This is a genomic window from Haloarcula mannanilytica, from assembly GCF_005406125.1.
GTDB lineage: Archaea > Halobacteriota > Halobacteria > Halobacteriales > Haloarculaceae > Haloarcula > Haloarcula mannanilytica.
The window spans coordinates 313,913-337,277 of sequence record NZ_BIXZ01000002.1 but is presented as its reverse complement, the minus strand read 5'-3'; the positions used below and the strand labels follow the sequence as shown (position 1 = coordinate 337,277).

The window sequence follows — 23,365 nt, the reverse complement described above, 5'->3', positions numbered from 1 at the left end:
CGCCCCTAAAATCCATCCGGCATCGAACAGATCCTCAAGCCGACGGTGTCCACTACCGTACCCTCATTGCCCCGGCGACCACTCACAGGCCGTCCCGGTAGCCAGACCTGCCTCGTCGATGTGGGCCGCCAGACAGCCGTAGTTGCAGAACTGTGCCGTCGGGTCTTCGTCGGGCGAATCGCTGACGAACACGGGGTCGTGCGCCTCGACCGGACAGCCACAAAACGTGCAGTCGGGCATACGAACAGTTGCGGCCGGGAAAACAAACGTTTTGTCCGCGTCTGTCGACCCACCGCACATGAAACAGGGCGGCTCCGACGCGGCGAAACAGGCAGCGGGGGAATCGGCGGCCGAGGCGGTCGAAGACGGCATGGTCGTCGGCCTCGGGACGGGGTCGACCGCGGCCCACGCTATCCGCGCAATCGGGCGGGCGGTCGATGCCGGCCTCGACATCGTCGGTGTCCCCACGTCGTTCCAGTCCCGCGAACTGGCCCGTGACTGCGGGATTCCGCTGGCCGACCTCGACGACGTGTCGGTCGACCTCGCTATCGACGGGGCCGACGAGGTGGCCGGCGGCGACCTGATAAAGGGCGGCGGTGCGGCCCACGCCCGCGAGAAGGTGGTCGATGCGAGCGCCGACCGCTTCCTCGTCGTCGCTGACCCGACCAAGGAGGCCGACCACCTCTCAGTCCCAGTCCCGGTCGAAGTGCTCCCGATGGCCCGCTCGACGGTCGCCGTGGCCGTCGCCGAGCTGGGCGGCGACCCGGAACTGCGCCGCGCGGAGCGCAAGGACGGGCCGGTCGTCACCGACAACGGGAACCTCGTCCTCGACTGTGATTTCGGCGACATCGAGGACCCCGCAGGGCTCGCCAGTGACCTCTCGACACTCCCCGGCGTCGTCGAGCACGGGCTGTTCGTCGATATGGCCGACGAGGTCCACGTCGGTACCGCCGACGGCGTCACCGTCCGGGAACTGTCGACGTAGCTGTCGCTGGTCGGGTTGCGTCAAAAAAACGTCGCTCAAAACGACCTTACAGGTCGCGCGGCTGGACTGTCTTGCGGTCGTTCTCGTCAGCGCGGCGGGCTGCGTCCTGAAGCAGCTCTTCGACTTCCTCGTCGAGTGCGTCGTAGAAGTCGGACGCTACGTTCATGTCGCTGAGCTCTTCCTTAACGGCGGCTTTGACGATTAGGTCTGCCATACAGACGAGGTATCGACGGGGGTTACTTATATACTTTCTCCAATCCGTTCGCTCTCGCCGCTATTCCCGGCAGTCTGAGGCGTTATACGGCACGTAACCCCTTATAAATCTGGTATTCTGACCGTCCCCACACGTCAGAATACACGGTTCGAGCGGTAGCAGACGGCTATTATTCTGTAAATCCGGTCGAGCGAGGTTCACGCGCGCTCATACAGGTTCGACCATGATAGATACGGACGCCGACTCCGGACCGACGGATAGGAGTGGTCGGGTCGCCGAGTTGGCTCTATGCGTGACATACTCGAATCGGTTGCGGCGGGTGACCTCTCTCCAGCGGAGGCCGAGGCGGCGCTTGCGGGCTATGCGACCAGCGGGGCCGGTCGGTTCGACGCCGCCCGGGAGGACCGCGCGGGCGTCCCCGAAGCCGTCCTCGCAGAGGGGAAGACCCCGGGCGAGGTCGCAGACCTGGCGGCGACAGCCATCGAAACCACGGACCGGGCTATCGTGACGCGGCTCGATACGGACACCGCGAACACTGTTCGGGAGCGGCTGGCCGAGGTTGTCCCCGACGCGACGGTCCGATGGGACGACCGCTCGAACTGGCTGGTGGCGACAACGCCGTCGTTCGAGCGCCCCTCTCTAGATGCTTCTGTGGGCATCATCACAGCTGGCACGTCGGATGCCGTCCCGGCCGGGGAAGCCGCGCTCATCGCCGAGGAGATGGGTGCGACCGTGACCCGCATCGACGATGTCGGCGTCGCGAGTCTCGCCCGGACGATAGATGCGGTCGATGCGTTCCGGGACCAGGACGTACTTATCATCGCCGCGGGCCGCGAAGGCGCGCTCCCAACGGTCATCGCCGGGCTCGTGGATGTCCCGATCATCGGCCTGCCCGTCTCGACGGGCTACGGGCACGGCGGCGAGGGGGAGGCGGCGCTTTCGGGGCTGCTCCAGTCCTGCACCGCCCTCTCCGTGGTGAATATCGACGCTGGGTTCACCGCCGGCACGCAGGCCGGCCTCATCGCCAGACAGCTCGACGATGCGCGGTAACGGTCCCGCCGGATTTGGGAGAGAATACCCAACCATTTGGGTAAACGACTATGTGTCCCACACGCATAGGAATATGCGTCGGCGGTGGTGTCGCCGACGAACACGATGCCTGAATGTGATCATTGCGGCGCGCACGTCTCTGACAAGTTTGCCCGTGTGTTCGCGGACCAACGTGGACACATCCGGGCCTGCCCGAACTGCTCGGCGAACGCTGGCATTGCCGAGGTATCGAGAGAGCGCGCCCAAGAAGTGTGAGGCCCACTGGGCTGGGAGCATCGTGCGATGACCACCACGCGGAGCCCTTACTACGTGTACGTCCTCCACTGTAGCGACGACACGTTTTACACTGGCTACACGACCGACGTGGAGCGCCGCGTCCGCGAACACGACGCCGGTGACGGCGCGAAGTACACGCGCGGCCGGACGCCAGTCGAACTGGTCCACGTCGAGACGTTCGACTCACAGTCCGCGGCGATGAGCCGCGAGTACGAGATCAAGCAGTTTAGCCGGGCGGAGAAGGAACGCCTCGTCGAGAGCAGTGACGCCGAAGCGGCCTTCGAAACCTGATACGGATTAGTGTAGATTATTTTCGGATTTCGCCGACCCCGTGGTCGGTAGACACCGGTAAATTGCTACACTAATCCGTATGAGTCGGCACCGGCCGGACATGAGTCGCCCCCACAATCGGCTGGTCGTGGGTATCATGTGATAGCGTCGCCGTCCCGGGTAGCTATCCCTGGTTCCACCTGTGGGACGACTGGAAATGAAAGAGAGGTGATGGGGCGTGATTTTTTGTCGGGGGGCTGAGAACCGCGGGACATGGACAACGACGCGGATGTCGACGCAGGCGCAATCGCCTTCGGGACGGACGGCTGGCGGGCGACGCTGGACGTGTTCACGGAGCCGCGAGTCCGGATGGTGGGGCAGGCCGTCGCCACAACACTCGCCGAGCGTGGGGCGACGGGTACCGTCGCCATCGGGTACGACGCCCGCGAGACCTCGCCCGGGTTCGCCGATGAGCTCGCACACGTCTTGCGCGCGAACGGCTTCGACGTACTCCTACCGGACCGGGACACGCCGACGCCAATCGTCGCCTGGACGGTGAAAGACCGCGACCTCGCGGGGGCGCTCCAGATTACGGCCAGCCACAACCCGCCCGAATACAACGGCGTGAAGTTCATCCCGGGCGACGGCGCGCCGGCCCTGCCCGACTGGACGGCCGCCTTCGAGGAGAACCTCGCCGTCCTCGACCCGCTGCCCGAGGACGAATGGGGCGAGCGAACGGAAGAGGACCTCATCGGCCCGTACCAGCAGCATGCGCTCGACTACGTCGACACCGACCTCGAAGGTCTGCCGGTCGCCTACGACGCGCTGTATGGCAGCGGCCGCGGCGTTACCGACGAACTCCTCGAAGCGGCCGGCGCTGACGTGACTCGACTCAACTGCGAGCAGGACCCCGACTTTGGCGGCGGGTCGCCCGAGCCGTCGGCGGAGAACGCCGAGGGGCTGGTGGCCGAAGTCAGCGACGGCGACGCTGCGCTGGGGATCATCAACGACGGCGATGCTGACCGTATCGGCGTCGTCACGCCCGACCGCGGCTATCTGGACCCGAACCTGTTTTTCGCCGCGATGTACGACTTCCTGCTGGAGGACGGGACAGGGGACGTGGTCCGGACGGTCTCGACCTCCAGTATCGTCGACCGGGTGGCGGAGGCCCACGGCCAGAACGTCCACGAGGTCGCCGTCGGATTCAAGTGGGTCGCTGAGGCAATGGCCGACCACGACGCGCTGTTCGGCGGCGAAGAGTCCGGCGGCTTCGGCCTGCCGGACCACCTCCGGAACAAGGACGGCGTGCTGGTGGCGCTGGTCGCCGCCGCCGCCGAGTACGAGGAACCGCTCGACGCCCGCGTCGACCGCCTGCTCGACGAACACGGCGAAATCCACCAGAGCCGGATCAGCGTCGACTGTCCGGAAGAGCGAAAAAACCCAGTCCTCGAAGACCTCGAAGTCGCGCTCCCGGAGACGCTAGCGGGGGTCGCTGTCGACGGTATCAACACCGTGGATGGGTTCAAGATCAGACTCGAAGACGGGACGTGGGTGCTTGTCCGACCCTCGGGCACGGAACCGAAGCTCCGCGTCTATGCTGAGGCCGGGAGCGACGAGCGTGTCGAGGAATTACTCGATGCGGGCCGCGAGCTGGTTGAGCCGCTGGTCTGAACTTACTGGTCCGCGCTGACGACGTACGTGCCGGCCACGCGGTCACCAAGGCGCTGTGCGTCGTCGCTCACGAACATGACAGCCGCCTCGACGAGGAGCCAACCGGCCATCAGAACGGACGCGAACACGAACCCGAATCCACCGAGAATACCGCCCAGCAGGAGCATGATCGGGAACGGGGCGAGCAGGACCGCTGTCCGGACCAGACGGTCCCGTTGGGACGGCGGCGTGCCGTTCTCGTCGACGACCGCGACGTTCTGGGACCGCTTTCCGACTGTTTCGTTCGACTCGGCGTAGTAGCCGAAGTAGTAAACGAGCACCGCACCGATGGCGAGCCACAGGACGAAGTTGATGACGATGCCCAGCAGCCCCGCGGCCAGCATCGACCCGCCGCCCATCGCGCCTGGGCTCTCAGGCGAGGCGGCGGCCATCGCTCCGACCGAGAGGACTGTATTGAGAACGAACGTGACGAGCCACAACCCGAACGCGACGGCGCTCAGGAGGGCGAAATCGATGAGGTACGCAACGACCCGGTCACCCCGAGCCGCGACCGCGTTTTCAGAGACAGTTGCTGCCATTGTCTTAAAATCGTTCTCGAAACTATCTAAAGAATGTTACGACGCTGTGCCAACGGTTGCGGCATATTCCTGAGAAATTGTGACGGCTACGGACGCTCGCCGCGAAAACGCTCGGCTTCGTCCAGTGGTTCGATGTTGAACCCTAATGCCTCGTAGAACGGTCGCACGTCCGCGTCGAACTCGGCAGTGACCCGGTTACGTCGGTCCAGAGCGGCCTCGACGAGCGCCGTCCCGATGCCTTGTCCGCGCCGACGCCGCCGGACCGCGACGGCTTCGATGTGAGTTCCATCGAGCACGAGTGCGCCGAGGATGCGCCCGTCTGCCGGGTCATCGCCCGACACCGCGACGAGCGTCCCGCCGTCCTCGACGCCCACTCGGACTGTTTCAACGGTTATCGAGAGAACTGCGCCGTCGAGGACGTTCATTACTGCGGGCACTTCGTCGGTGTTTGCTGGACGGACATGCATGGCTGTGGCCTGCTGTTCTGCCACTTATCCGCCTTTGATGAGCCTGACGACCCGCACGTGGTCGTGCTCAACGGGCTGGTCCGTCGGCACGTGTTCGCCGTCGACAAGGACCGACACCTCGTGGGGGCTCAGGTCGACCGGCGCGAGCAGGTCGGCGTAGGTCGCGCCGTCGCCCACCTCCAGTTCGTGCGTGTCCTCACCGGCGATTTCGACGGTGACGTGCATGCCCGGGCGTACTCCGCCGACGCACCTGAGACTGTCGAATCACGCGGGGTTTAAGACCGGCCCACGCCTCCAATCGTCCATGAGTGAGGCCGAGTCCGAGTCGCGGGCGGGACGCGAGGAGGTCTGGATCGAGAAGTACCGCCCACAGACGCTCGACGACGTGATGGGCCACGAAAACATCGTCGGGCGACTCCAGAGCTACGTCTCGCGCAACGATCTGAGCCACATGCTGTTTTCCGGCCCCGCGGGGACGGGCAAGACGACGTGTGCGACGGCAATCGCCCGCGAACTGTACGGCGAGGACTGGCGCGAGCACTTCCTCGAACTGAACGCCTCCGACGAGCGCGGGATCGACGTGGTCCGAGACCGCATCAAGAACTTCGCCCGAACCAGTTTCGGCGGCGTCGAGTACCGCATCATCTTTCTTGACGAGGCCGACGCCCTCACGTCCGACGCCCAGTCAGCACTGCGCCGGACGATGGAGCAGTTCTCGAACAACGTCCGCTTCATCCTCTCGTGTAACTACTCCAGCCAGATTATCGACCCGATCCAGTCGCGCTGTGCCGTCTTCCGCTTCTCGCCGCTGGCCGACGACGCCGTCGCCGAGGAAATCCGCCATATCGCCGCCGAAGAGAACATCGAACTGACCGAGGACGGACTGGACGCGCTGGTCTACGCCGCCGACGGCGATATGCGGAAAGCCATCAACGGCCTGCAAGCCGCCTCCGTCAGCGGCGACACGGTTGACGAGTCGGCGGTGTACGCCATCACCTCGACGGCCCGCCCGGAAGAGATTCGGACGATGGTCCAGTCGGCGCTAGACGGCGATTTCACCGCGTCCCGGGCGACCCTCGACCGATTGCTGACCGAAGAGGGCATCGCCGGCGGCGACATCATCGACCAACTGCACCGCTCCATCTGGGAGTTCGACATCGACGACGAAGCCGCCGTCCGGGTGCTCGAACGCATCGGCGAAACCGATTACCGGATCACCCGCGGCGCGAACGAGCGCGTGCAACTCGAAGCGATGCTGGCCTCGCTTGCCCAGGGCGAGTAAGGTCGTACTACCGCTGTACTTCTACTTTTCACACCTGATAACTGGCGGGTGAGCTTTATCTGGAAAGGAGAGTAAGAATATCAACAACTGAAATGCAACGTTTACGACCAGCTACGGAGGGGGCAGGGGAGGACCGCGGTCAGGTCGGGATCGGGACACTTATCGTCTTTATTGCGATGGTGCTGGTCGCGGCAATCGCTGCAGGAGTGCTTATCAACACTGCGGGGTTCCTGCAGAGTTCCGCGCAAGCGACCGGCCAGCAGTCCAGCGACTCGACGACGAACCGCATCCAGGTCGTCGGGATGACCGGAGACCACTTCACTGGGAACAGCGAGGTTGGCGTGGTACACATTACCGTCAAGCGGGCACCGGGGGCAGGCAACGTTGATCTGAGCAAGACAACGATCCTGTGGATCGGCCCGAGCGGATCGTACTACCAACTCGCGGCCAGCAATTCAGATGCGAGCCCGGATGGCAAATTCGCTATCTCGACTATCCAGGACAAAGACGACTCGAAACCAGTGTTGAATAACGTTGAAGACCGCCTGAAGATCTCGCTTGACCTCGGTGACAAGGATCTGGCTACTGGGGAGCCGTTCGGTGAACCGCTCCCGGAAGGCGAGAGCGCGACACTCCGCATCTCCTCGCCCGCGGGCGGCATGACGACCGAGGAGGTCATCGTCCCGAAGACCCTCTCTGGGGAATCCTCGGTCACGCTGTAACCCCACGTCTCGGACGATAGCCCGGCCCCTTCGGAACAGTTTTAGGCGAACGTGGGCCAACTGAACACCAATGAGCGACCTCGACGAGGCCTACCAACTCGAGTACTTCGAAGCGGAAGGCTTCCACAGACAGGAGTGTGCCGCCTGTGGCGATATGTTCTGGTCCCGAATCGAACGCGAGACCTGCGGCGAGCCGCCGTGTGCCGAGTACGACTTCATCGACAATCCCGGGTTCGACGAACCGTACTCGCTGACGGAGATGCGCGAGGCGTTCCTCTCTTTCTTCGAGGAGCGCGACCACGAGCGCATCGACCCGTATCCGGTGGCGGCCAACCGCTGGCGCGACGACGTGCTTCTGACACAGGCGTCGATTTATGACTTCCAGCCGCTGGTCACGTCGGGGACGACGCCGCCGCCGGCGAACCCGCTGTGTATCAGCCAGCCCTGCATCCGAATGCAGGACATCGACAACGTCGGCAAGACCGGGCGGCACACGATGGCCTTCGAGATGATGGCCCACCACGCGTTCAACGCCCGCGAGGACATCGAGGACCCCGAGCAGTACGCCTACGAGGGCGAGGTGTACTGGAAGAACGAGACGGTCCGGTACTGCGACGAACTGTTCGAGGAGATGGGCGCGAACCTCGATGAAATCGTCTACATCGAGGACCCATGGGTCGGCGGCGGCAACGCCGGCCCGGCCATCGAGGTCATCTACCGCGGGGCCGAACTCGCCACGCTCGTCTTCATGTCGATGGAGCAAGACCCCGACGGCGAATACGAGATGAAAGACGGCAACCGGTACTCGCCGATGGACACCTACATCGTCGACACCGGCTACGGGCTCGAACGCTGGACCTGGATGAGCCAAGGGACGCCGACGGTGTACGAGGCCGTCTACCCCGACATGATCGCCTTCCTCAAGGACAACGCCGGCATCGAACTCACCGACGAGGAGGAGCGCATCGTCCACGAGGCCGCGAAGCTCGCGGGGCGAATGGATATCGACGAGGCCGAGGACATCGAGGCCGAACGAGACACCATCGCCGCCGAGGTCGGTGTCGAGGTCGAGGAGATGCGAGAGCTGATGGCCCCACTGGAGGACATCTACGCCATCGCCGACCACTGCCGCACGCTCGCGTACATGCTCGGCGACGGCATCGTTCCCTCCAACGTCGGGACGGGCTATCTAGCGCGAATGGTCCTTCGGCGGACCAAGCGGCTGGTCGACGGCATCGGCGTCGACGCGCCGCTGGACGAACTCGTCGACATGCAGGCCGAGCGCCTGAGCTACGAGAACCGCGACACCATCCGCGACATCGTCCGCACTGAGGTCGAGAAGTACCGCGAGACGCTGGACCGCGGTGGCCGGCGCGTCCGCCAGTTGGCCGAGGAGTACGCCGAGAAGGGCGAGCCGATCCCGACCGCGGAACTGGTCGAACTGTACGACTCACACGGGATTCAGCCGGACATGGTCGAGGAAATCGCCGCGGAGAAGGGCGTCGATGTGGACGTGCCAGATGACTTCTACGCGGTCGTCGCCCAGCGTCACGGCGGCGGCGACACCGTCTCCGAGGAGTCACAGATACCCTATGCGGACCGGCTCGAAGAACTCCCCGAGACCGACCGACTCTACTACGAGGACCAGCAACGGACCGAGTTCGAGGCCGTTGTCCTGGAGGTGTTTGACCGCGACGACGACAACTACGACGTGGTACTCGACCAGACCATGTTCTACCCCGAGGGCGGTGGGCAACCGCCCGACGAGGGGACGCTATCGACCGACGACGTTTCCGCCGAGGTGTCCGACGTACAGCAGTACGGCGACGTTATCGTCCACACCTGCGACGACGACCCCGGGAAAGGTGAGTTCGTCCGCGGCCAGGTCGACGCCACCCGCCGCCAGCGCCTGATGCAACACCACACGGCGACCCACATCGTCATCCACAGCGCTCGGCAGGTCCTCGGCGAGCACGTCAGGCAGGCCGGCGCACAGAAGGGAACCGACTCTGCCCGCATCGACATCAGCCACTACGAGTCGGTGAGCCGCGAAGAGGTCAAGGAGATCGAACGCCTCGCAAACGACATCGTCCAGGACAACATCACCGTCTCCCAGTCGTGGCCCGACCGCAACGAGGCCGAGGAACGGTACGGCTTCGACCTCTACCAGGGCGGCATCCCGGCCGGAGAGCAGATCCGGCTCATCACCGTCGGCGACGACGTGCAGGCCTGCGGTGGCACCCACGTCGCCCGCACCGGCGACATCGGGGCGATAAAAATGCGGAACACCGAACGGATTCAGGACGGTGTCATCCGCCTGACCTTCGCCGCGGGTAACGCCGCTATCGAGGCCACCCAGCGCACTGAGGACGCGCTCACCGAAGCCGCGGGCATCCTCGATGTCGCGCCCGAGGCAGTGCCCGAAACCGCCGAGCGGTTCTTCGACGAGTGGAAGGCCCGCGGCAAGGAGATCGAACAGCTCAAAGAACAGCTCGCCGAGGCCCGCGCCAGCGGTGGCGGCGACAGCGAGGAGGTCGACGTGGGCGAGGCGACCGCCGTCGTCCAGCGCATCGACGCCGACATGGACGAACTCCGCGCCCAGGCCAACGCCATCGTCGAACAGGGCAACATCGCGGTGCTCGGGTCCGGACTCGACGGCGCGCAGTTCGTCGTTTCGGTTCCTGACGGTGTCGATGTCGACGCTGGTGAGGTCGTCGGCGAACTCGCCGGCCGCGTGGGCGGCGGGGGCGGCGGCCCGCCGGACTTCGCACAGGGCGGCGGTCCCGACACGGACGCGCTCGACGATGCGCTGGACGACGCACCGGACATCCTTCGTACCGTCGCGAACGTCTGAACGGTTTGCGTTCTTTCTCGCCGATAGTTCCGCTCTTCAGTAGCCGCTTCGGACAGTTGTCCGATTGTAACTCGATATTCTGCCCGAACAACCCGAATGGGATTCGTGAATACAATTACATTTACCTGTATTAGGTATATTTGGATGTGTTTCCAAAAGTGTTTTTAGTAACTGCCCATCTATAGCAAATATGAGCGGAGAACGTGACATCACGCACATTCAGTCTCACACCGAGTACGTTCGGTCACAACGGACGTGTCGGCGGTGTGGGACCGGTGTCCCCGCTGATAGCAGTCGCGCTGCTGATGAACTGTGTGCAAACTGCAACGCTATCCTATCCACGCGACCTGACTCATGAGCACGACCACGACGCCTCCGTCGAACACCGACCTGAGCGAGACGCCCGAGTTCGAACTGGACTGTCTGTACGACGACCCCGAAGACCCCTCGGAGCTGACGATTTTCCCCTCGGACCTCCAGCAGTCCGTGACCGAGTGGGTCACCGCGGACCGGTCGGCGGCGGTTTCGCTTGAGGAACTGCGCTGATCGGCGCGTCCGTCCCCTCTCTCCTAGTCGCCCTGACACAGCCGCCGGGCGTCCTGCATCGCCTCGTTTGTCTCACAGACGAGCGTCAGGTGGTCGCCGCTTGCAAGGCGGAAGTCGCTGTCGGGGACCCTGTCGGTCCCGTTGCGGCTGACCATCGCAACAAGACAGCCGTCGGGGAGTTTCTTCGCGGTCTCCTCTATCGTCCGGTCGACCAGCGACTCGTTGCCGAGTTCGACCTCCAGTACGTCCCCTGTCCGACCGGAATCAGACAGCCAGTGGGCGAGGGCCGGTCGCTCGACCGCGTCGTCGATGGCGTCGGCGACGGCAAAGCCCGCCGAGATTGTCTCGACATCCAGATCCTCGAAGGCTTCGAGGTTGTCCGGCTGGTTCGCCCTGGCGACCACCGTGTCAACGTCGAACCGAGTCGTCGCTAACTGTGCGACGAGCAGGTTCACGTCGTCGTCCGCGGTCGCGGCGACGACGACAGACGCCCGGTTCGCCCCCGCTTCTTCGAGAACGTTCGCGTTCGTCGCGTCACCGTGGACGACGCGGTGGCCGTCGGCCCGGACCCGCTCGACCGTGTCTTCGTCACTGTCGATGAGGGCGACCTCCTCGCCGCGTGATTCATAGCGCGTCGCCAGTTCCCGGCCGACCCGACCCGCACCGACGATGAGTGTTTGCATGGGAAGGATATCAAGCGCTTGCGCGAAGTGACGGGCCAGCCCGCCTTGAAACATGACGGTGGCGAAGATGACCAGGAAGACGGTTCCGACGAGGACCGTTGCGGCCTCCGGGTTTTCGGGCCGCAGTTCGATGGCAAACAGCGTGGCGACGCTGGCCGGGACGATGCCGCGCGGCCCCATCGCGCCGACGAACATCCGCTCTCGAACGGTGAGTCGTCCCCCCAGCGTGGAGAGGAACACGCCCAGTGGGCGAACGAGTGCGACAACGACGATGACGATGACCAGGCCGCCGATCCCGAGCGCACGCAGGTCGCCGAGCGAGAGCTGGGCCGCCAGCACGATAAACACGAACGAGAGGACAAACAGCGTAATACCGCCCTTGAAATCGGCGATTTCATCCTCGTGGGGGATGTCGGCGTTCCCCAGCACGATACCGGCGACGGCGGCTGCCGCGATACCGGCCTCCAAGAGCCACATGCTGCCCAGTGCGTACGCGAGCAGCGCGGCCGTCAAGACCATGACGCGAGCGTTCTGTGTGGCGTTGTCCGCTGAGAGCTTCAGCCGCTGGAGCAAGAGCGCGATGCCGCCGCCGACGGCGACACCGACGAGGACGCCGACGGCCAGCCGGGCGACAAAGGCCTCGACGACAACCACCGGTGATGACTGGCTTGCGATGACAAATTCGAATGTCGCCACCGCGAGGATGGCGGCGGTCACGTCGTTGATGATGCCCTCCGTTTCCAGCGCGGCGGCGACCCGGTCACGGACCGGGACCACCTGCATAATGGGTGTGATGACCGTCGGCCCGGTAGCGATGAGTAGGCTCCCGACGAGGACGGCCACCGGCCACGTCGTCCCGAACACGACGTTGACGGCAACTGCGGTTCCGACGACCGAGACGAACGCGCCGATTGTCACCAGCCCCAGCGCCTCCCTGGACGCTTCACGGACCCGCTCGACGGTGAGGTGAAACGCCCCTTCGAAGACGATGATGCCGACACTGAGGCCGACGATGGCCTGCAGCCCGGCCTGGCCGAAGATTGCAGGATCGACCAGCCCGAGGGCTTGCGGACCGACGAAGACACCGGCGACCAGCAGGAACGCGACGCTTGGGATCTGGAGCCAGTCGGCGACCAGTTGTGCGGCGACGCCCAGACTCACAACCAACACGACAGCGCCGATAAGTGATGCTGCTCCGGACACGAGACGGGCGGCCCTTCGACAGCCAGCGCCAAAGACCTACTCACCGAAAGAAACACACCGTCAGCGCGGGAATCGACGGCCAATGCCGACCACACGCAACGGCGACGTGTCGCTCTACTACGAGGCCGACGGCGACGGCCCCACCGTCGTGTTCGTCAACGACGTGGGGTACGGCCCGTGGCTCTGGGGCTGGCACTACGACGCCGTCGCCGGCCCCTACGAGACGGTGGTGTGGGACCTCCGCGGCACCGGCCGGTCGGACGCGCCGGACGGACCGTACGACGTGGAAACGCTGGCGGCCGACCTCGAAGCCGTGCTGGCCGACCACGGTGTCGGGAGCGCCCACCTCGTCGGGGCTGGTCTCGGCGGGATGGTTGCCCTTCAGTACGCCCACCAGTACAGCCGCGCCCGCTCGCTGACGCTGTACTGTACGGCGGGGTCGGGGGACGCCGTCGACCGGGACGCACTCGACGCGCTTGCGCTCGACGCCCCGTCGTCGCTCGACGGAGCGTTCTCGCCAGCGTTCCGCGGGCACGACCCGGACCTCATGGACCAGATAGCTGACTGGCGGGCCGAGGAGGACGCGGCCGGTGCGGCTCGCGACGCGCAGGCCGCGGCGATGACGGCCTTCGACGCGCCGCCGCTGTACGAGATTACCCAGCCGACCGAGGTGTACTACGGCCTAGAGGACCCCGTGGTGTCGCCGGAGACCGTGCAGTCGCTTTCGGCCGACCTCCCCCGCGGGACCGGGGAGGCTGTCGAGGGTCGCCACTGCTGTTACGTCGAGCACGCGCCGGCGGTGACCGACCGGCTGCTGGCGTTTCTCGACGAGCAGACTGGCTGACCGCCAGAGCGCTCGGCGACCGACGGGGCGGACGCAATCCACAAATACGCGGCCTGATAGGGGCTAGGTATGACCGACCGGACGGCGGCCGTCACGCGGACCACGGCCGAGACGGACATCGAAGTCACGCTCGATGTCGACGGCGACGGCGATAGTACCATCGACACCGGTATCGGCTTCTTCGACCACATGCTCGACTCGTTCTCGACGCACGGGCTGTTCGACCTGACCGTCCACTGTGACGGCGACCTGGACATCGACGACCACCACACCGTCGAGGATGTCGCAATCACACTCGGCGAGGCGTTCACAGAAGCGCTGGACGATAAGCGCGGTATCCGCCGGTTCGCTGACCGAAAGGTCCCACTTGACGAGGCCGTCGCGAGCGTCGTCGTCGACATCTCCGGGCGGCCGTACTTCGAGTTCGACGGCGACTTCTCGCAGGACTCGGTCGGCGGGATGACCAGCCATATGGCCCGGCACTTCTGTCGCTCGTTGTCGATGAACGCCGGGCTGACGCTGCACTGCGGCGTCGAGGGCGAGAACGCCCACCACGAGATTGAGGCGCTGTTCAAGGGGCTGGCTCGGGCACTCGACGACGCGACCCGTATCGACGAGCGCCGGTCCGACGTAGCGAGCACGAAAGGCGAACTGTAGTCCTCCCCGCGGCGGCGTCCGCTGCCCGCTGTCGGCACCGATTAGTGGCCTCATACCTATCCTTCCGTATGTTCGACGAGATCATGCAGAAATTCGAGGACTCTCCCGGCCAGCAGGATGTCATCCGCCTGCTGCTGGAACGGGGGTTCTCCGTCAACGAGGACGGCCGCGTCGTCTCGGGCGGCATCGAGATCCCGAACACGGGCATCGCCCGCGAGGCCGGCGTCGACCGCCGCGTGGTCAACGCCACGACGGACGCGATACTCGACGACGACGACCTCCGGCGCATCTTCCGCAATATCTCCTCCGTGCCGAGCCTGCTCGACCTCGCGCCGGTGCTCGACCTGCATGCGGTGACCGTCACCGTTCGGGCCGCCGACGAGTCCGGCATCGTCTCGACGGTCACCTCGGCCATCGCCGACCGCGACATCTCTATCCGGCAGGTCCTGAGCGAGGACCCCGAGTTCACCGACGAACCGAAGCTGTACGTCATCACCGACGAGGAACTGCCCGGCGACCTCATCAACGAGATCCGTCGCCTGGCGTTCGTCCGGACCATCGAACTGGCGTAGCGCCGGCCGATTTTTGACGATCCCCGCCCACTGTCCGGTATGAACCCGCGCACGCTCGTTCGCCTCGAAGGCGCGCTCGTCGGTATCGGGGCGACCGCGCTGTACGTCCTGCAGGGGCGGTCGCTCCTCCTCTTTCTCGCCCTGATTCTGGTTCCTGACCTCTCGATGGCTGGCTATCTCCACAGCACCCGCGTCGGTGCGGCCAGCTACAACGCGGTCCACACGTATCTCGGTCCGGGAGTGCTGGCCGCCGCTGGCGTCCTCGCCGCGGTGGACCTCGCCTTCGGTGTGGCGCTCGTTTGGACCGCCCACATCGGTGCGGACCGCCTGTTCGGCTTCGGACTGAAATACGCCGACCGCGAGTTCGGCGACACGCACGTCCAGCAACTGTGACGATGCCGGCGACGCTCACCGTCGAGACGCCCGACGGCGAGACCCACGAACTCACTGCCGAACTCGGCGCGGTCCTGCGAGACGTTCTTCTCGATGCCGATCTCTCGCCGCATGGCCGCTACGCGACGCGGGTCAACTGCGGCGGTCGCGGCATCTGTGCCACCTGTGGCGTCCGTCTCGCCGCACCGCCCGACCCCGACCACTGGCACGACGACCTCGCCGACCGCTTTGGCTACCCGCGCCTCTCCTGTCAGCTTCGGGTTCGGGACGGAATGGCGGTCAAGCTGCTGGACAAGCGGGTCTGGGGGTCACGGCAATCGGACGATAGCACGGACTAACCCAGACCCGTGACCGCGGAGAGCGCGAACGACAAACGCTATTCCGCGGCCGGGCGTATGCCGGCCCGTGACGGACAGCTATCGGACCGTTCCGGGCCGCGGTGAGGCGCGTTTCGAGGTCCGGGGCTCGGAGTTCATCGGCCACGTCGCGCCGGCAGCGACCACAGCAGACGCCGAGGCGTTCGTCGACGCCATCAGCGAGGAGTACGCCGACGCGACCCACAACGTCCCCGCTTACCGCGTCCGAGCCGACCCCTTTCGGGAGTATTCCAGCGACGACGGCGAACCCAGCGGCAGCGCCGGCGACCCCGCGCTGAACGTCCTCCAGCAACGCGACATCGAGAACGTCGTCGCCGTCGTCACACGCTACTACGGCGGGACGAACCTCGGCGTCGGCGGCCTAGCCAGTGCCTACTCCAGAGCGGTGAAAGAGGGCGTCGACGACGCCGGCGTCATCGAGGAGGTGCCCCACGAGGAGTTTACCGTAACCGTCGCCTACGACGACTCCGGCAGTGTTCGAAGCCTGCTTGAATCAGCGGGCGTCGAGTTTGCTGCTGACTACGAGGCCGAAGTCGTCTTCGACGTTCGGGTTCCCACCGTCGAGGGCAGCGACCTACGGGACCGGATTCGGAGTGCGACCAGCGGCCGGGCCGACATCGAAACCGAGTGACACCATCGCCATCCCTGAATGATTTGTACTCCGAGCGTCACATCTGAGGCGTGACAGGCGAGAGGTCTCGCCGCGGCTTTCTTGCCCGCGTGGGCGCGCTGGCCGGGGCATCGTGGGCGAGTACGACCGTGGCATCTGCCGGACAGCAGCGCGGGTCGGCGTCGTTCCGGCCGACCGAACACGGCTTTGGCTTCCGGAACTGGTCACTGCGCGACCAGTACTTCGAGGGGCCGCCGGATCCGGAGCCCGAGACGGTTCGCGAGCGGATTCGGTCGGAGTGGAGCGACAAGGCCCGCTCGGTCCTCGGTCTCGACCCCGCGCAGTTGCCGACGACGCTGGTCGATGCGCTCGCGCGACAGGTCCGTGCGGCGGTCATCCAGCGCGCTGGGACGAACGGACACTGCTACGGGATGATTCTGTCCACACAGCGGTACTTCGAACGCCCGGAGACGATGCCGGTCGACCGGCCGACGGCCAGCGACATCGAGGTCCCAACGGCTCCGCTTGATGCCCCGGAAGCGCCGGTGTACGACGACATCGTCACGTCCCAGGCCGAGCAGTACTTCCGCTTTCGCTCCTGGCTCGGTCGACAGATAGCCGTCTACACGGCCGATGCCGACACGGCGCAGTTGCTCAACCACGTTCGCGCAGTTATCGAGGAGACCGGCAAGGCGTCACTGTTCCTGTTCAATGATTCACAGAGCGGCCATCAGGTGCTCGCCTACGACTACCGGACGGACGGCGAGACGGTCCAAATTCCGGTGTACGATCCGAACTGGTCGGCGCTAGCCTATCAACAGCGGACGCCGACGCTCCAGTTCACGCGGGACGGCGACACAGCGTCGATGCGGCCCTACCGACAGTACACGAACATCGTGTTCAACCGCTACGACCAGATCGAGCAGGCGACGGGCCGGTCGGACGTGGGTCCCCTCGACCACGTGCAGGCCGACCAGACGACGGCCCGCGAGGAACTGTTCCCCACGATGGTCGTCACGGCCGACACCGACGCGGTGAATCTCACCGCCGTCGGGCCGGGCGGTACCGAACTCGACCGGATGACGAGCGAGCACATGGTCCGGTCGCGCGGGCGGTATCCACGACTGCGCCGTCGCCACGGGGCCACGCCCGGAACGTATCGGCTCGGGGTGTACGGAACCGACGAGACGGAGTACGAACTGTCGGTCGCCGTCGCCGACCCCGAGGGCGAAATCGTGGACGCGACCCAAACGGCCAGCATCGGCATCGACGAGCGCCACGAGTACGACTTAGAAGTTACGGCGGCAGGCGATGGGACGCTGTCACGGGTCCGACAGTCCGGGTCAAGGCCCTCGGTGTGGACTGCGGCCGGGGCGGTCGGCGGCGCGGCCATCGGCGCGCTCGGCTATCGGACGGTCAGTCGGCGTCGCGACGGGAACGAGGGCGGCTGAGTCCGCTATCGCGGTTCACTCGTAACTCGGCAGCCGCGCCGACCGTGCCGACCCGTCGATAAAGGGCAGGTCGACCTGCTGTGCGCCGATCGGGTCGCCGTCGACGCGGATTGTCAGAGATTCTTCCGGGCGTTCCCAACTGAGATTCGCCAGGGCAATCGGAGCTTCCCGCATCGGGCTCCGACCGGCACGGGTCACGTCGCCGACGTGCTCGTCGCCGGCGAACACCGCGGCACCGGATTCGGGGCACTCCTCGACGGCAAGACCGACCAGCCGCTGGGTCGGATGACCCCGGTTCTCGATACGCGAGACGACCTCCTGCCCGACGTAACAGCCCTTCTCGAAGTCAAGCGCGTTGCGGAGCCCGAGGTCGTTGGGGAGCGCACCCGCGATTTCGCTGTCGAACAGCGGCGTGCCGGCCTCCAGTGTGAGCGTCTCCCAGGTCTGGTAGCCGAAGGGGACGGCGTTGAGCCCGCGGTTGACCAGGGTATCGAAGACCGGTTCGGCGTCATCGGCGCTACAGACCACGTCGTAGCTCTCCTCGCCGGCGAGGTTGTCCGTCCGGATGACCGAGACGCCGGCGTCGCCGAGTTCGCCCCGCTCGAAGGTCAGCGGCGCTGGCGGGGTCCCGGTCTGGTGGAGGACGCTGGCGATTTTCTCGGTCGCCTTGGGACCGTGGACACCGAAGATAGCGAACTCATCTGTTGCGACATCGAACTCGACATCCTGAATGAACGTCTTGTCCGCCCAGTCGGCCGCGAGGTCCTCGGCCTTCTGTGGCGGCGTAAACACGAGCAGTCGCTCGCCGGCGTTGTAGACGTACATGTCCGTGTCCACGCGCCCATCGGGGTCGAGCAAGAGCGCGTAACAGCCTGCGCCGTCCTCGTCGGGCACGCGGTTCGAGACAGCGTTGTCGACGTAGTCGACGCGGTCCTCGCCGGTGACGACGATCACGCCGTAGCCGTACTCCATCGCCCCGACGACGTTCCGAACCGCACGGTGGGTCCGCTCCGGTCGCCCGTAGTTGTCGACGACGCGCCGACCGCCGACCTCCCTGAACGTCGCTCCGTGGGCCTCGTGGACGGACTCGAGAACAGTCATTGAACGGTCATGCGGCCCTCGCGGGGAAAAACGTCCCGTTAGCGTCGTCGGCGTGCGAGGACAGCCACCGCAAGCAGTGCAGTCATCGTCAGCCCGACAGTAAAGCCCGGGCCGCTACCGTCCGATGTTTCGGTCGCCGTCTCCGTCTGTTCCGGCGTCGTAGCCGCCCCGCCTGTCGTCGTTTCCTCGCTCGGTCTGAATACGGTGACGTTCGTCGTCGCGGTGAGGTCCCCAGACGACGCAGCGAAGGTGACGTTGCCGGCCGTCGGGACCGTCGCGGTTATTTCGCCGTCCGCGTCGGTCTGCCCGACCTCGGTGCCGTTTCGGGTCACTGTCGCGTTCACCACCGGGTTGTCGTACTCGTCGACCACTGTCAACCGGACGTTTGCGTCCACGACGACCTGTCTGTTATCGGGCGTGAGGGTGATCTCGGGCGTCCGCTGGATCGTGACGTTGATCGACTTCCCGCTCTCGCCGATCGTCACTCGCCGTTCGACCGTCTCGTACCCGTCTTTGGTCACGATCACGTCGTAGCGGTCGTTGACCGGGACGCTAACCGAGGCCGTCCCGTCGGAGAGTGTCGGAACGGTGCCACCGGACCGGTCGTCGGATTCGACGCGGACGGTGGCGTCCCGAATCGGTCGTGGCTCCTCGAAGTGGTCGTCAGCGACGGTGGCTTCCAGCAGGACCGACCCTTCCCGTATCTCGACTGTCGCGGTCGTCTCGCCGGAGACAGCAACAGTCGTGAGGTTGCGGTAGAATCCCGGCTTCGTGACGATAACGCTGTACTCCCCTTCCTCGATGGGCTGTGTCGTAATGGCACCGTCGTCGCCGGTGTTCCGGTCGACCACGTAGTTCCCATCGCGGTACAGACGGACACGGGCGTCCGTTGCGGGTTCACCGTCCGTGTTCACAGCGTTGACCGTGGCTGTCGCCGACTCCGAGACTGCGACTTCGATGGATTCCGACTCGGCGTCCTCGACGACGTAGGGGACGTTTCGGACGTACTCGTCGTCATGTATCCGGAACATGACGTTTGCGCCCGCCGGGACATCGACGAGCGCCTGCCCGTTCGCCCGTGTCGTCTCGTTGACCGGCCCGCCTGCACTGTCGTTCCACGTCGCGGAGATATCGACGTTGCTCACCGGATCGCCGTCCTGGTCGACGACAGAGACAGTGAGTGTGACCTGAGACTGTGCAGCGACTGTGCCTGCCAGCACGCCTGCCCCCACGAGGAGTACGAATAAACCGGCAACCAACGTGGTGCGGTCGGTACACATACCTGACTAGTAAAAGAGAGAACATAAAGCAGTACTGGCGGTATGGTCCGCCTACGGCCGTCTAGACTGCTGTGAATCGACGAGGCGCGAGACCTCGGACGGCTCCAGGGGCGTCAGCGGTCCCGACATCGTCCGGGAGAGCGCCGCCGCCGCGACACCGTGGAGCAGCGCTTCGTCCGTGTCCGCGCCGGCGGCCAGCTGCTGGAGCGTCGCCCCGACGAAGGCCTCGTGTTGCCCGGACTCGTCACTGCCTGTCGTCTCGATGGCGTCTTGTTCGTGGACGACGCCGTCGTGATAGGCCACGGCTCCGTACTCGCTCCGTGTGAGAACAACGCGGGTGAGGTCGTACTCTGTCGCGAGCGTGTGAACGAGTTCCCGCGGACTCCCGGTAGTGTCAAACACCGCCGACGCCTGCTCTTCGGCGGCAAAGAGGGTGTCAACGGCTGGAAGGAGGCCGTCGAGTGCATCGCGCGCGTCGTCGGCGTCCCACAGCCCCGGGTGGAAATCGAGGTCGAACGCCCGCATCCCCGCGGCCGCTCTGAGCAACGCGCCCGTCGTGTCCGCGGCGGTGTCGGACAGCGAGACGGTCGCGCCCGAGGTGAACACCACGTCCGCATTCTGGATCTCGCCCATCGGGAGTTCACCGGGGGTCAGCGTCGCCATCGCGGTGTTACCGCGGTCTTGCAGCAGCCGCTCGGCCCGGGGCGGGTCGGCGTCCTCGTGGAAGGTGAGTCCCTGCCGGCCGGCCGCTGGATCGGCCCAGACGACCTCTGTCTCAAGTCCGAACTCCTGCAGTTCCGCGACGACGCGACGGCCAAGCGGCGTGTCCGGGACTTTCGATAGCCACTGCGCGTCGGCTCCGAGCCGGCCGGCCGTCGCCGCGACGCTACTTGCGGTCCCATCGACGCGGATCGACGCTTCACGGGCCGTCTCGAACCGCTGTCCGTCGGGAGGTGCAAATCTGAGAGCCGTCTCGCCGAACGTTACGAGTGACATACCGCGTGCATCGGGAGTCGTAGGTTTAGTTTAATCGGCTGTATCGACTGCTGTGTCCCGTCCGGGTCGCCTGTACCTGTCCTGTCCGTTTTGCTATCGTCGCCGGCCGCCGTGGCCGGGGTAGTCTCGCTCGAACCGGTCTTCGAGTTCCTGCCGGTCGATGTGGATGATCGTCGGCCGCCCGTGGGGACACGCGTATGGGTTCTCACAGTCGTCCAGCGCAGCGAGTAGGTCCCGGACAGAGCCCTCGGTCAGCGACGTGTTCCCGGTCACGGAGGGGTAACACGCCAGGTCGCCGAGCAGTTCGTCCGCCGCGGCTTCGACAGTGGCCGCCGCCTCGTCGTCGCCGGCGACGAACGCGCCCAGCACGTCCCTGACGATGTCCGGACCGGCCGCATCGGCGATGACGCCCGGGAGGGTCCGAACCTCGACGGTCCGTTCGCCCGTTCGCGCTGTATGGAAACCAAGGCTCGCCAGCGCGTCGCTGCGCCGGTCGAACACTTCGGCCTCGCGGGCGGTCAGCTCCAGTTCGACCGGGTCTGCGAGCGCCTGCGTCGTGGTTTCGCCCTCGAATTTGGCCTTGAGTCGCTCGTAGTTGACCCGCTCGTCCGCCGCGTGCTGGTCGACTAGCACGAGGCCGTCGTCCGTCTCCGCGACGACGTAGGTATCGGCTAACTGCCCGAGAATCCGCATCGAGGGCAGGGACTCGTGGCTCGTCTCCGGCGTGTCGCCGAGACGGGCCTGCTCCCCGCCGCCGGTGAACTTTCGCTCTCCGCTCTCTGTGTCGGTCTGTCCCGCTGTGGACGATTCGCCGTGCTCATCATGGCTATCTCCACTCGAAACGCTACCCCCTGTCTGGCCCAGACCGGATTCGCCCGACGCACCGTCCGTCGTCTCGGTCCCGGAGGACCGTTTCGTGTCGGCTGCCCGGGACGATTCGGTCGTTTCGGACGGCTGGCGGCCTGCTGACCCGGTCTGCGTGCTGTCCGGTCGGTCTCCGGGTCCGGTTTCCGCTGCGTATCCGGGTCCGGTGTCCGGCGTCGTCGCCGCTGTATCGGCATCGCTCTCTGTCGCTGCCTCGTCCACAGAACGCTGGTTCCGCGAACCAGCACCTTCAGAGTCGCTATCGGCGTTCTCGGAGGTCTCTGGCGTTATCGCCGTCTGCTCGGGCGCTGACCGGCCACGCGGCGCTGTCGAGCGAAGCAGCCCCTCTCGTAACAGCGCATCCTCGACAGCAGTCCGGACCTGCTCGCGCACACCCTCATCGTCGGCGAATCGGACCTCCATTTTCCGGGGGTGAACGTTCACGTCCACGTCGCCCGCGGGCACGTCCAGAAAGAGGACGGCGAAGGGGTAGCGGTCCGGCGCGATCTGTGTCCCGTAGGCGTCGACGACGGCGTCGCGGACAGTGCCGGCTCTCACATAGCGGCCGTTGACGTACGTCGAGAGGTACTCGCGGCCGGCGCGGTTCGTCTCCGGGTGGGAGACGAGGCCGTGGACGCCGTCAAGCGGGCCGTCGGGGAAGTTTCCAGCCTGCATTTCGTCGCCGCTCGCGTCGGCGGCCGACCCAGCATCGACTGAAATCATCGACTCGGCGACCTCCCGTCCGTAGACGGACATCACTGTCTCGCGCAGGTCGCCCTGCCCCGTCGTCGAGAACGTCTCGCGGTCACCGTGGGTCAGCGACACTGCCACGTCCGGGTTAGCCAGCGCGTAACTGGCGACGACGGTGTTGACGTGGGCGAACTCCGTCGACTCCTGTTTGAGGTACTTCCGGCGGGCCGGGACGTTATAGAAGAGGTCCTCGACCGCTATCGTCGTCCCCTCGGGACATCCGGCGGGGCCGACCGACGTGACTTCACCGCCTTCTACGACGAGTTCGGTTCCCACGTCGCCGCCGCGGGGTCTGGTCCGGACCGTCAGCCGCGAGACGGCCCCGATTGCGTGCAGGGCCTCGCCGCGGAATCCGAGCGTCCCCACGCCGCCCTCCAGGTCCGCGATGTCCCGAATCTTCGACGTAGTGTGTTTCTCGACGGCCGTCTCGACGGCCTCGCGGTCCATCCCGACGCCGTCGTCCGTGACGCGAATCCCGTCAGTTCCCCCCGCTTCGACGACGACCTCGACCCGGTTCGCGTCGGCGTCGATGGCGTTCTCGACCAGTTCCTTGACGACGGACGCCGGCCGCTCGACCACCTCGCCGGCCGCGATGCGTTCGACGGTCCGGTCGTCGAGTCGCTGGATGTCGGTCATTCGTGCCTCCGCATGTGGTTGCTACCGGCTAAC

At 65.7% G+C, this 23,365-nt stretch carries 26 protein-coding genes; 16 read left to right on the top strand and 10 right to left on the bottom strand.

From position 1 onward, the window contains the following. Positions 1 to 63: 63 nt before the first annotated feature. Positions 64 to 240, bottom strand: coding sequence for a hypothetical protein (locus Harman_RS08840; RefSeq protein WP_394347814.1), 177 nt, complete (start codon positions 238 to 240; stop codon positions 64 to 66). A 58-nt stretch (positions 241 to 298) separates the two neighbouring features. Between Harman_RS08840 and rpiA the strand changes: the two genes are divergently transcribed. Next, positions 299 to 985: a ribose-5-phosphate isomerase RpiA gene (gene rpiA / locus Harman_RS08835; protein WP_137683436.1), complete on the top strand. Its 687-nt coding sequence runs from the start codon at positions 299 to 301 to the stop codon at positions 983 to 985. Positions 986 to 1,031: 46 nt separating this feature from the next. On the opposite strand, the gene Harman_RS08830 is transcribed toward rpiA, so the two are convergent. Next, complete coding sequence (locus tag Harman_RS08830; protein WP_137683435.1) at positions 1,032 to 1,199, bottom strand: DUF1931 domain-containing protein; 168 nt, start codon at positions 1,197 to 1,199, stop codon at positions 1,032 to 1,034. A 288-nt stretch (positions 1,200 to 1,487) separates the two neighbouring features. On the opposite strand from Harman_RS08830, the gene larB reads away from it, so the two are divergent. The 4 genes from larB to Harman_RS08815 all read left to right on the top strand — a co-directional run bounded on the left by larB (position 1,488) and on the right by Harman_RS08815 (position 4,466). Then, complete coding sequence (larB, locus tag Harman_RS08825; protein WP_137683434.1) at positions 1,488 to 2,249, top strand: nickel pincer cofactor biosynthesis protein LarB; 762 nt, start codon at positions 1,488 to 1,490, stop codon at positions 2,247 to 2,249. 105 nt (positions 2,250 to 2,354) lie between these two features. Continuing rightward, positions 2,355 to 2,504 carry a DUF7563 family protein gene (locus Harman_RS22245; protein WP_449271438.1) on the top strand — a complete coding sequence of 50 codons (150 nt, stop codon included), beginning with the start codon at positions 2,355 to 2,357 and terminating at the stop codon, positions 2,502 to 2,504. 27 nt (positions 2,505 to 2,531) lie between these two features. Beyond that, positions 2,532 to 2,816: a GIY-YIG nuclease family protein gene (locus Harman_RS08820; protein ID WP_137683433.1), complete on the top strand. Its 285-nt coding sequence runs from the start codon at positions 2,532 to 2,534 to the stop codon at positions 2,814 to 2,816. Positions 2,817 to 3,068: 252 nt separating this feature from the next. Continuing rightward, positions 3,069 to 4,466: a phosphoglucomutase/phosphomannomutase family protein gene (locus Harman_RS08815; RefSeq protein ID WP_137683432.1), complete on the top strand. Its 1,398-nt coding sequence runs from the start codon at positions 3,069 to 3,071 to the stop codon at positions 4,464 to 4,466. Between the two features lie 2 nt (positions 4,467 to 4,468). Here Harman_RS08815 and Harman_RS08810 read toward each other — a convergent pair whose 3' ends face one another. The 3 genes from Harman_RS08810 to samp2 all read right to left on the bottom strand — a co-directional run bounded on the left by Harman_RS08810 (position 4,469) and on the right by samp2 (position 5,736). Then, positions 4,469 to 5,044 carry an RDD family protein gene (locus Harman_RS08810; protein ID WP_137683431.1) on the bottom strand — a complete coding sequence of 192 codons (576 nt, stop codon included), beginning with the start codon at positions 5,042 to 5,044 and terminating at the stop codon, positions 4,469 to 4,471. Positions 5,045 to 5,130: 86 nt separating this feature from the next. Next, positions 5,131 to 5,511 carry a GNAT family N-acetyltransferase gene (locus Harman_RS08805; RefSeq protein ID WP_137683430.1) on the bottom strand — a complete coding sequence of 127 codons (381 nt, stop codon included), beginning with the start codon at positions 5,509 to 5,511 and terminating at the stop codon, positions 5,131 to 5,133. Positions 5,512 to 5,535: 24 nt separating this feature from the next. Next, positions 5,536 to 5,736, bottom strand: a complete 201-nt coding sequence (samp2, locus tag Harman_RS08800) for a ubiquitin-like small modifier protein SAMP2 (protein WP_137683429.1) — start codon at positions 5,734 to 5,736, stop codon at positions 5,536 to 5,538. 79 nt (positions 5,737 to 5,815) lie between these two features. Between samp2 and Harman_RS08795 the strand changes: the two genes are divergently transcribed. The 4 genes from Harman_RS08795 to Harman_RS08780 all read left to right on the top strand — a co-directional run bounded on the left by Harman_RS08795 (position 5,816) and on the right by Harman_RS08780 (position 10,915). Further along, positions 5,816 to 6,793, top strand: a complete 978-nt coding sequence (locus Harman_RS08795) for a replication factor C small subunit (RefSeq protein WP_137683428.1) — start codon at positions 5,816 to 5,818, stop codon at positions 6,791 to 6,793. Between the two features lie 92 nt (positions 6,794 to 6,885). Continuing rightward, positions 6,886 to 7,515 (top strand): archaellin/type IV pilin N-terminal domain-containing protein, encoded by a 630-nt coding sequence (locus Harman_RS08790; RefSeq protein WP_137683427.1) that lies wholly within the window; start codon positions 6,886 to 6,888, stop codon positions 7,513 to 7,515. A 70-nt stretch (positions 7,516 to 7,585) separates the two neighbouring features. Further along, positions 7,586 to 10,369, top strand: coding sequence for an alanine--tRNA ligase (alaS, locus tag Harman_RS08785; protein ID WP_137683426.1), 2,784 nt, complete (start codon positions 7,586 to 7,588; stop codon positions 10,367 to 10,369). A 354-nt stretch (positions 10,370 to 10,723) separates the two neighbouring features. After that, entirely contained in the window at positions 10,724 to 10,915 is a 192-nt protein-coding gene (locus Harman_RS08780) for a DUF7511 domain-containing protein (RefSeq protein WP_137683425.1), read from the top strand. Positions 10,916 to 10,938: 23 nt separating this feature from the next. On the opposite strand, the gene Harman_RS08775 is transcribed toward Harman_RS08780, so the two are convergent. Next, a complete protein-coding gene (locus Harman_RS08775) occupies positions 10,939 to 12,801 on the bottom strand; it encodes a cation:proton antiporter domain-containing protein (RefSeq protein WP_137683424.1) in 1,863 nt (620 codons plus the stop codon). Positions 12,802 to 12,883: 82 nt separating this feature from the next. Here Harman_RS08775 and Harman_RS08770 point away from each other — a divergent pair, with 82 nt between their 5' ends. The 7 genes from Harman_RS08770 (at position 12,884) to Harman_RS21220 (ending at position 17,705) form a co-directional block, all read left to right on the top strand. Next, positions 12,884 to 13,645, top strand: coding sequence for an alpha/beta fold hydrolase (locus Harman_RS08770; protein ID WP_137683423.1), 762 nt, complete (start codon positions 12,884 to 12,886; stop codon positions 13,643 to 13,645). A gap of 69 nt (positions 13,646 to 13,714) precedes the next feature. Beyond that, on the top strand, positions 13,715 to 14,302 hold the full coding sequence (hisB, locus tag Harman_RS08765) for an imidazoleglycerol-phosphate dehydratase HisB (protein WP_137683422.1): 588 nt from the start codon (positions 13,715 to 13,717) through the stop codon (positions 14,300 to 14,302). 68 nt (positions 14,303 to 14,370) lie between these two features. Further along, entirely contained in the window at positions 14,371 to 14,874 is a 504-nt protein-coding gene (locus Harman_RS08760; RefSeq protein ID WP_137683421.1) for an ACT domain-containing protein, read from the top strand. Positions 14,875 to 14,913: 39 nt separating this feature from the next. After that, positions 14,914 to 15,267, top strand: coding sequence for a DUF4260 family protein (locus tag Harman_RS08755; protein WP_137683420.1), 354 nt, complete (start codon positions 14,914 to 14,916; stop codon positions 15,265 to 15,267). 2 nt (positions 15,268 to 15,269) lie between these two features. Then, positions 15,270 to 15,605, top strand: coding sequence for a 2Fe-2S iron-sulfur cluster binding domain-containing protein (locus Harman_RS08750; RefSeq protein WP_137683419.1), 336 nt, complete (start codon positions 15,270 to 15,272; stop codon positions 15,603 to 15,605). Positions 15,606 to 15,672: 67 nt separating this feature from the next. After that, positions 15,673 to 16,275 (top strand): IMPACT family protein, encoded by a 603-nt coding sequence (locus Harman_RS08745; RefSeq protein ID WP_137683418.1) that lies wholly within the window; start codon positions 15,673 to 15,675, stop codon positions 16,273 to 16,275. Positions 16,276 to 16,325: 50 nt separating this feature from the next. Then, positions 16,326 to 17,705, top strand: coding sequence for a hypothetical protein (locus Harman_RS21220; protein WP_160140678.1), 1,380 nt, complete (start codon positions 16,326 to 16,328; stop codon positions 17,703 to 17,705). A gap of 15 nt (positions 17,706 to 17,720) precedes the next feature. Here the strand turns inward: Harman_RS21220 and ygfZ are convergent, their stop codons facing one another. The 4 genes from ygfZ to mutL all read right to left on the bottom strand — a co-directional run bounded on the left by ygfZ (position 17,721) and on the right by mutL (position 23,332). After that, positions 17,721 to 18,806, bottom strand: coding sequence for a CAF17-like 4Fe-4S cluster assembly/insertion protein YgfZ (ygfZ, locus tag Harman_RS08735; RefSeq protein WP_137683417.1), 1,086 nt, complete (start codon positions 18,804 to 18,806; stop codon positions 17,721 to 17,723). Between the two features lie 38 nt (positions 18,807 to 18,844). Continuing rightward, on the bottom strand, positions 18,845 to 20,086 hold the full coding sequence (locus tag Harman_RS08730) for a PGF-CTERM sorting domain-containing protein (RefSeq protein WP_235007180.1): 1,242 nt from the start codon (positions 20,084 to 20,086) through the stop codon (positions 18,845 to 18,847). Positions 20,087 to 20,137: 51 nt separating this feature from the next. Further along, entirely contained in the window at positions 20,138 to 21,082 is a 945-nt protein-coding gene (locus Harman_RS08725; protein WP_137683416.1) for a PfkB family carbohydrate kinase, read from the bottom strand. 93 nt (positions 21,083 to 21,175) lie between these two features. Next, a complete protein-coding gene (gene mutL / locus Harman_RS08720; RefSeq protein ID WP_137683415.1) occupies positions 21,176 to 23,332 on the bottom strand; it encodes a DNA mismatch repair endonuclease MutL in 2,157 nt (718 codons plus the stop codon). Positions 23,333 to 23,365 lie beyond the last annotated feature (33 nt).

What these genes read in the sequence shown, in the direction of transcription:
- Harman_RS08840 (WP_394347814.1), bottom strand. Translation starts at nt 240, where the DNA reads ATGCCCGACTGCACGTTTTGTGGCTGTCCGGTCGAGGCGCACGACCCC.
- rpiA (WP_137683436.1), top strand. Translation starts at nt 299, where the DNA reads ATGAAACAGGGCGGCTCCGACGCGGCGAAACAGGCAGCGGGGGAATCG.
- Harman_RS08830 (WP_137683435.1), bottom strand. Translation starts at nt 1,199, where the DNA reads ATGGCAGACCTAATCGTCAAAGCCGCCGTTAAGGAAGAGCTCAGCGAC.
- larB (WP_137683434.1), top strand. Translation starts at nt 1,488, where the DNA reads ATGCGTGACATACTCGAATCGGTTGCGGCGGGTGACCTCTCTCCAGCG.
- Harman_RS22245 (WP_449271438.1), top strand. Translation starts at nt 2,355, where the DNA reads ATGCCTGAATGTGATCATTGCGGCGCGCACGTCTCTGACAAGTTTGCC.
- Harman_RS08820 (WP_137683433.1), top strand. Translation starts at nt 2,532, where the DNA reads ATGACCACCACGCGGAGCCCTTACTACGTGTACGTCCTCCACTGTAGC.
- Harman_RS08815 (WP_137683432.1), top strand. Translation starts at nt 3,069, where the DNA reads ATGGACAACGACGCGGATGTCGACGCAGGCGCAATCGCCTTCGGGACG.
- Harman_RS08810 (WP_137683431.1), bottom strand. Translation starts at nt 5,044, where the DNA reads ATGGCAGCAACTGTCTCTGAAAACGCGGTCGCGGCTCGGGGTGACCGG.
- Harman_RS08805 (WP_137683430.1), bottom strand. Translation starts at nt 5,511, where the DNA reads ATGCATGTCCGTCCAGCAAACACCGACGAAGTGCCCGCAGTAATGAAC.
- samp2 (WP_137683429.1), bottom strand. Translation starts at nt 5,736, where the DNA reads ATGCACGTCACCGTCGAAATCGCCGGTGAGGACACGCACGAACTGGAG.
- Harman_RS08795 (WP_137683428.1), top strand. Translation starts at nt 5,816, where the DNA reads ATGAGTGAGGCCGAGTCCGAGTCGCGGGCGGGACGCGAGGAGGTCTGG.
- Harman_RS08790 (WP_137683427.1), top strand. Translation starts at nt 6,886, where the DNA reads ATGCAACGTTTACGACCAGCTACGGAGGGGGCAGGGGAGGACCGCGGT.
- alaS (WP_137683426.1), top strand. Translation starts at nt 7,586, where the DNA reads ATGAGCGACCTCGACGAGGCCTACCAACTCGAGTACTTCGAAGCGGAA.
- Harman_RS08780 (WP_137683425.1), top strand. Translation starts at nt 10,724, where the DNA reads ATGAGCACGACCACGACGCCTCCGTCGAACACCGACCTGAGCGAGACG.
- Harman_RS08770 (WP_137683423.1), top strand. Translation starts at nt 12,884, where the DNA reads ATGCCGACCACACGCAACGGCGACGTGTCGCTCTACTACGAGGCCGAC.
- hisB (WP_137683422.1), top strand. Translation starts at nt 13,715, where the DNA reads ATGACCGACCGGACGGCGGCCGTCACGCGGACCACGGCCGAGACGGAC.
- Harman_RS08760 (WP_137683421.1), top strand. Translation starts at nt 14,371, where the DNA reads ATGTTCGACGAGATCATGCAGAAATTCGAGGACTCTCCCGGCCAGCAG.
- Harman_RS08755 (WP_137683420.1), top strand. Translation starts at nt 14,914, where the DNA reads ATGAACCCGCGCACGCTCGTTCGCCTCGAAGGCGCGCTCGTCGGTATC.
- Harman_RS08750 (WP_137683419.1), top strand. Translation starts at nt 15,270, where the DNA reads ATGCCGGCGACGCTCACCGTCGAGACGCCCGACGGCGAGACCCACGAA.
- ygfZ (WP_137683417.1), bottom strand. Translation starts at nt 18,806, where the DNA reads ATGACTGTTCTCGAGTCCGTCCACGAGGCCCACGGAGCGACGTTCAGG.
- Harman_RS08730 (WP_235007180.1), bottom strand. Translation starts at nt 20,086, where the DNA reads ATGTGTACCGACCGCACCACGTTGGTTGCCGGTTTATTCGTACTCCTC.
- Harman_RS08725 (WP_137683416.1), bottom strand. Translation starts at nt 21,082, where the DNA reads ATGTCACTCGTAACGTTCGGCGAGACGGCTCTCAGATTTGCACCTCCC.
- mutL (WP_137683415.1), bottom strand. Translation starts at nt 23,332, where the DNA reads ATGACCGACATCCAGCGACTCGACGACCGGACCGTCGAACGCATCGCG.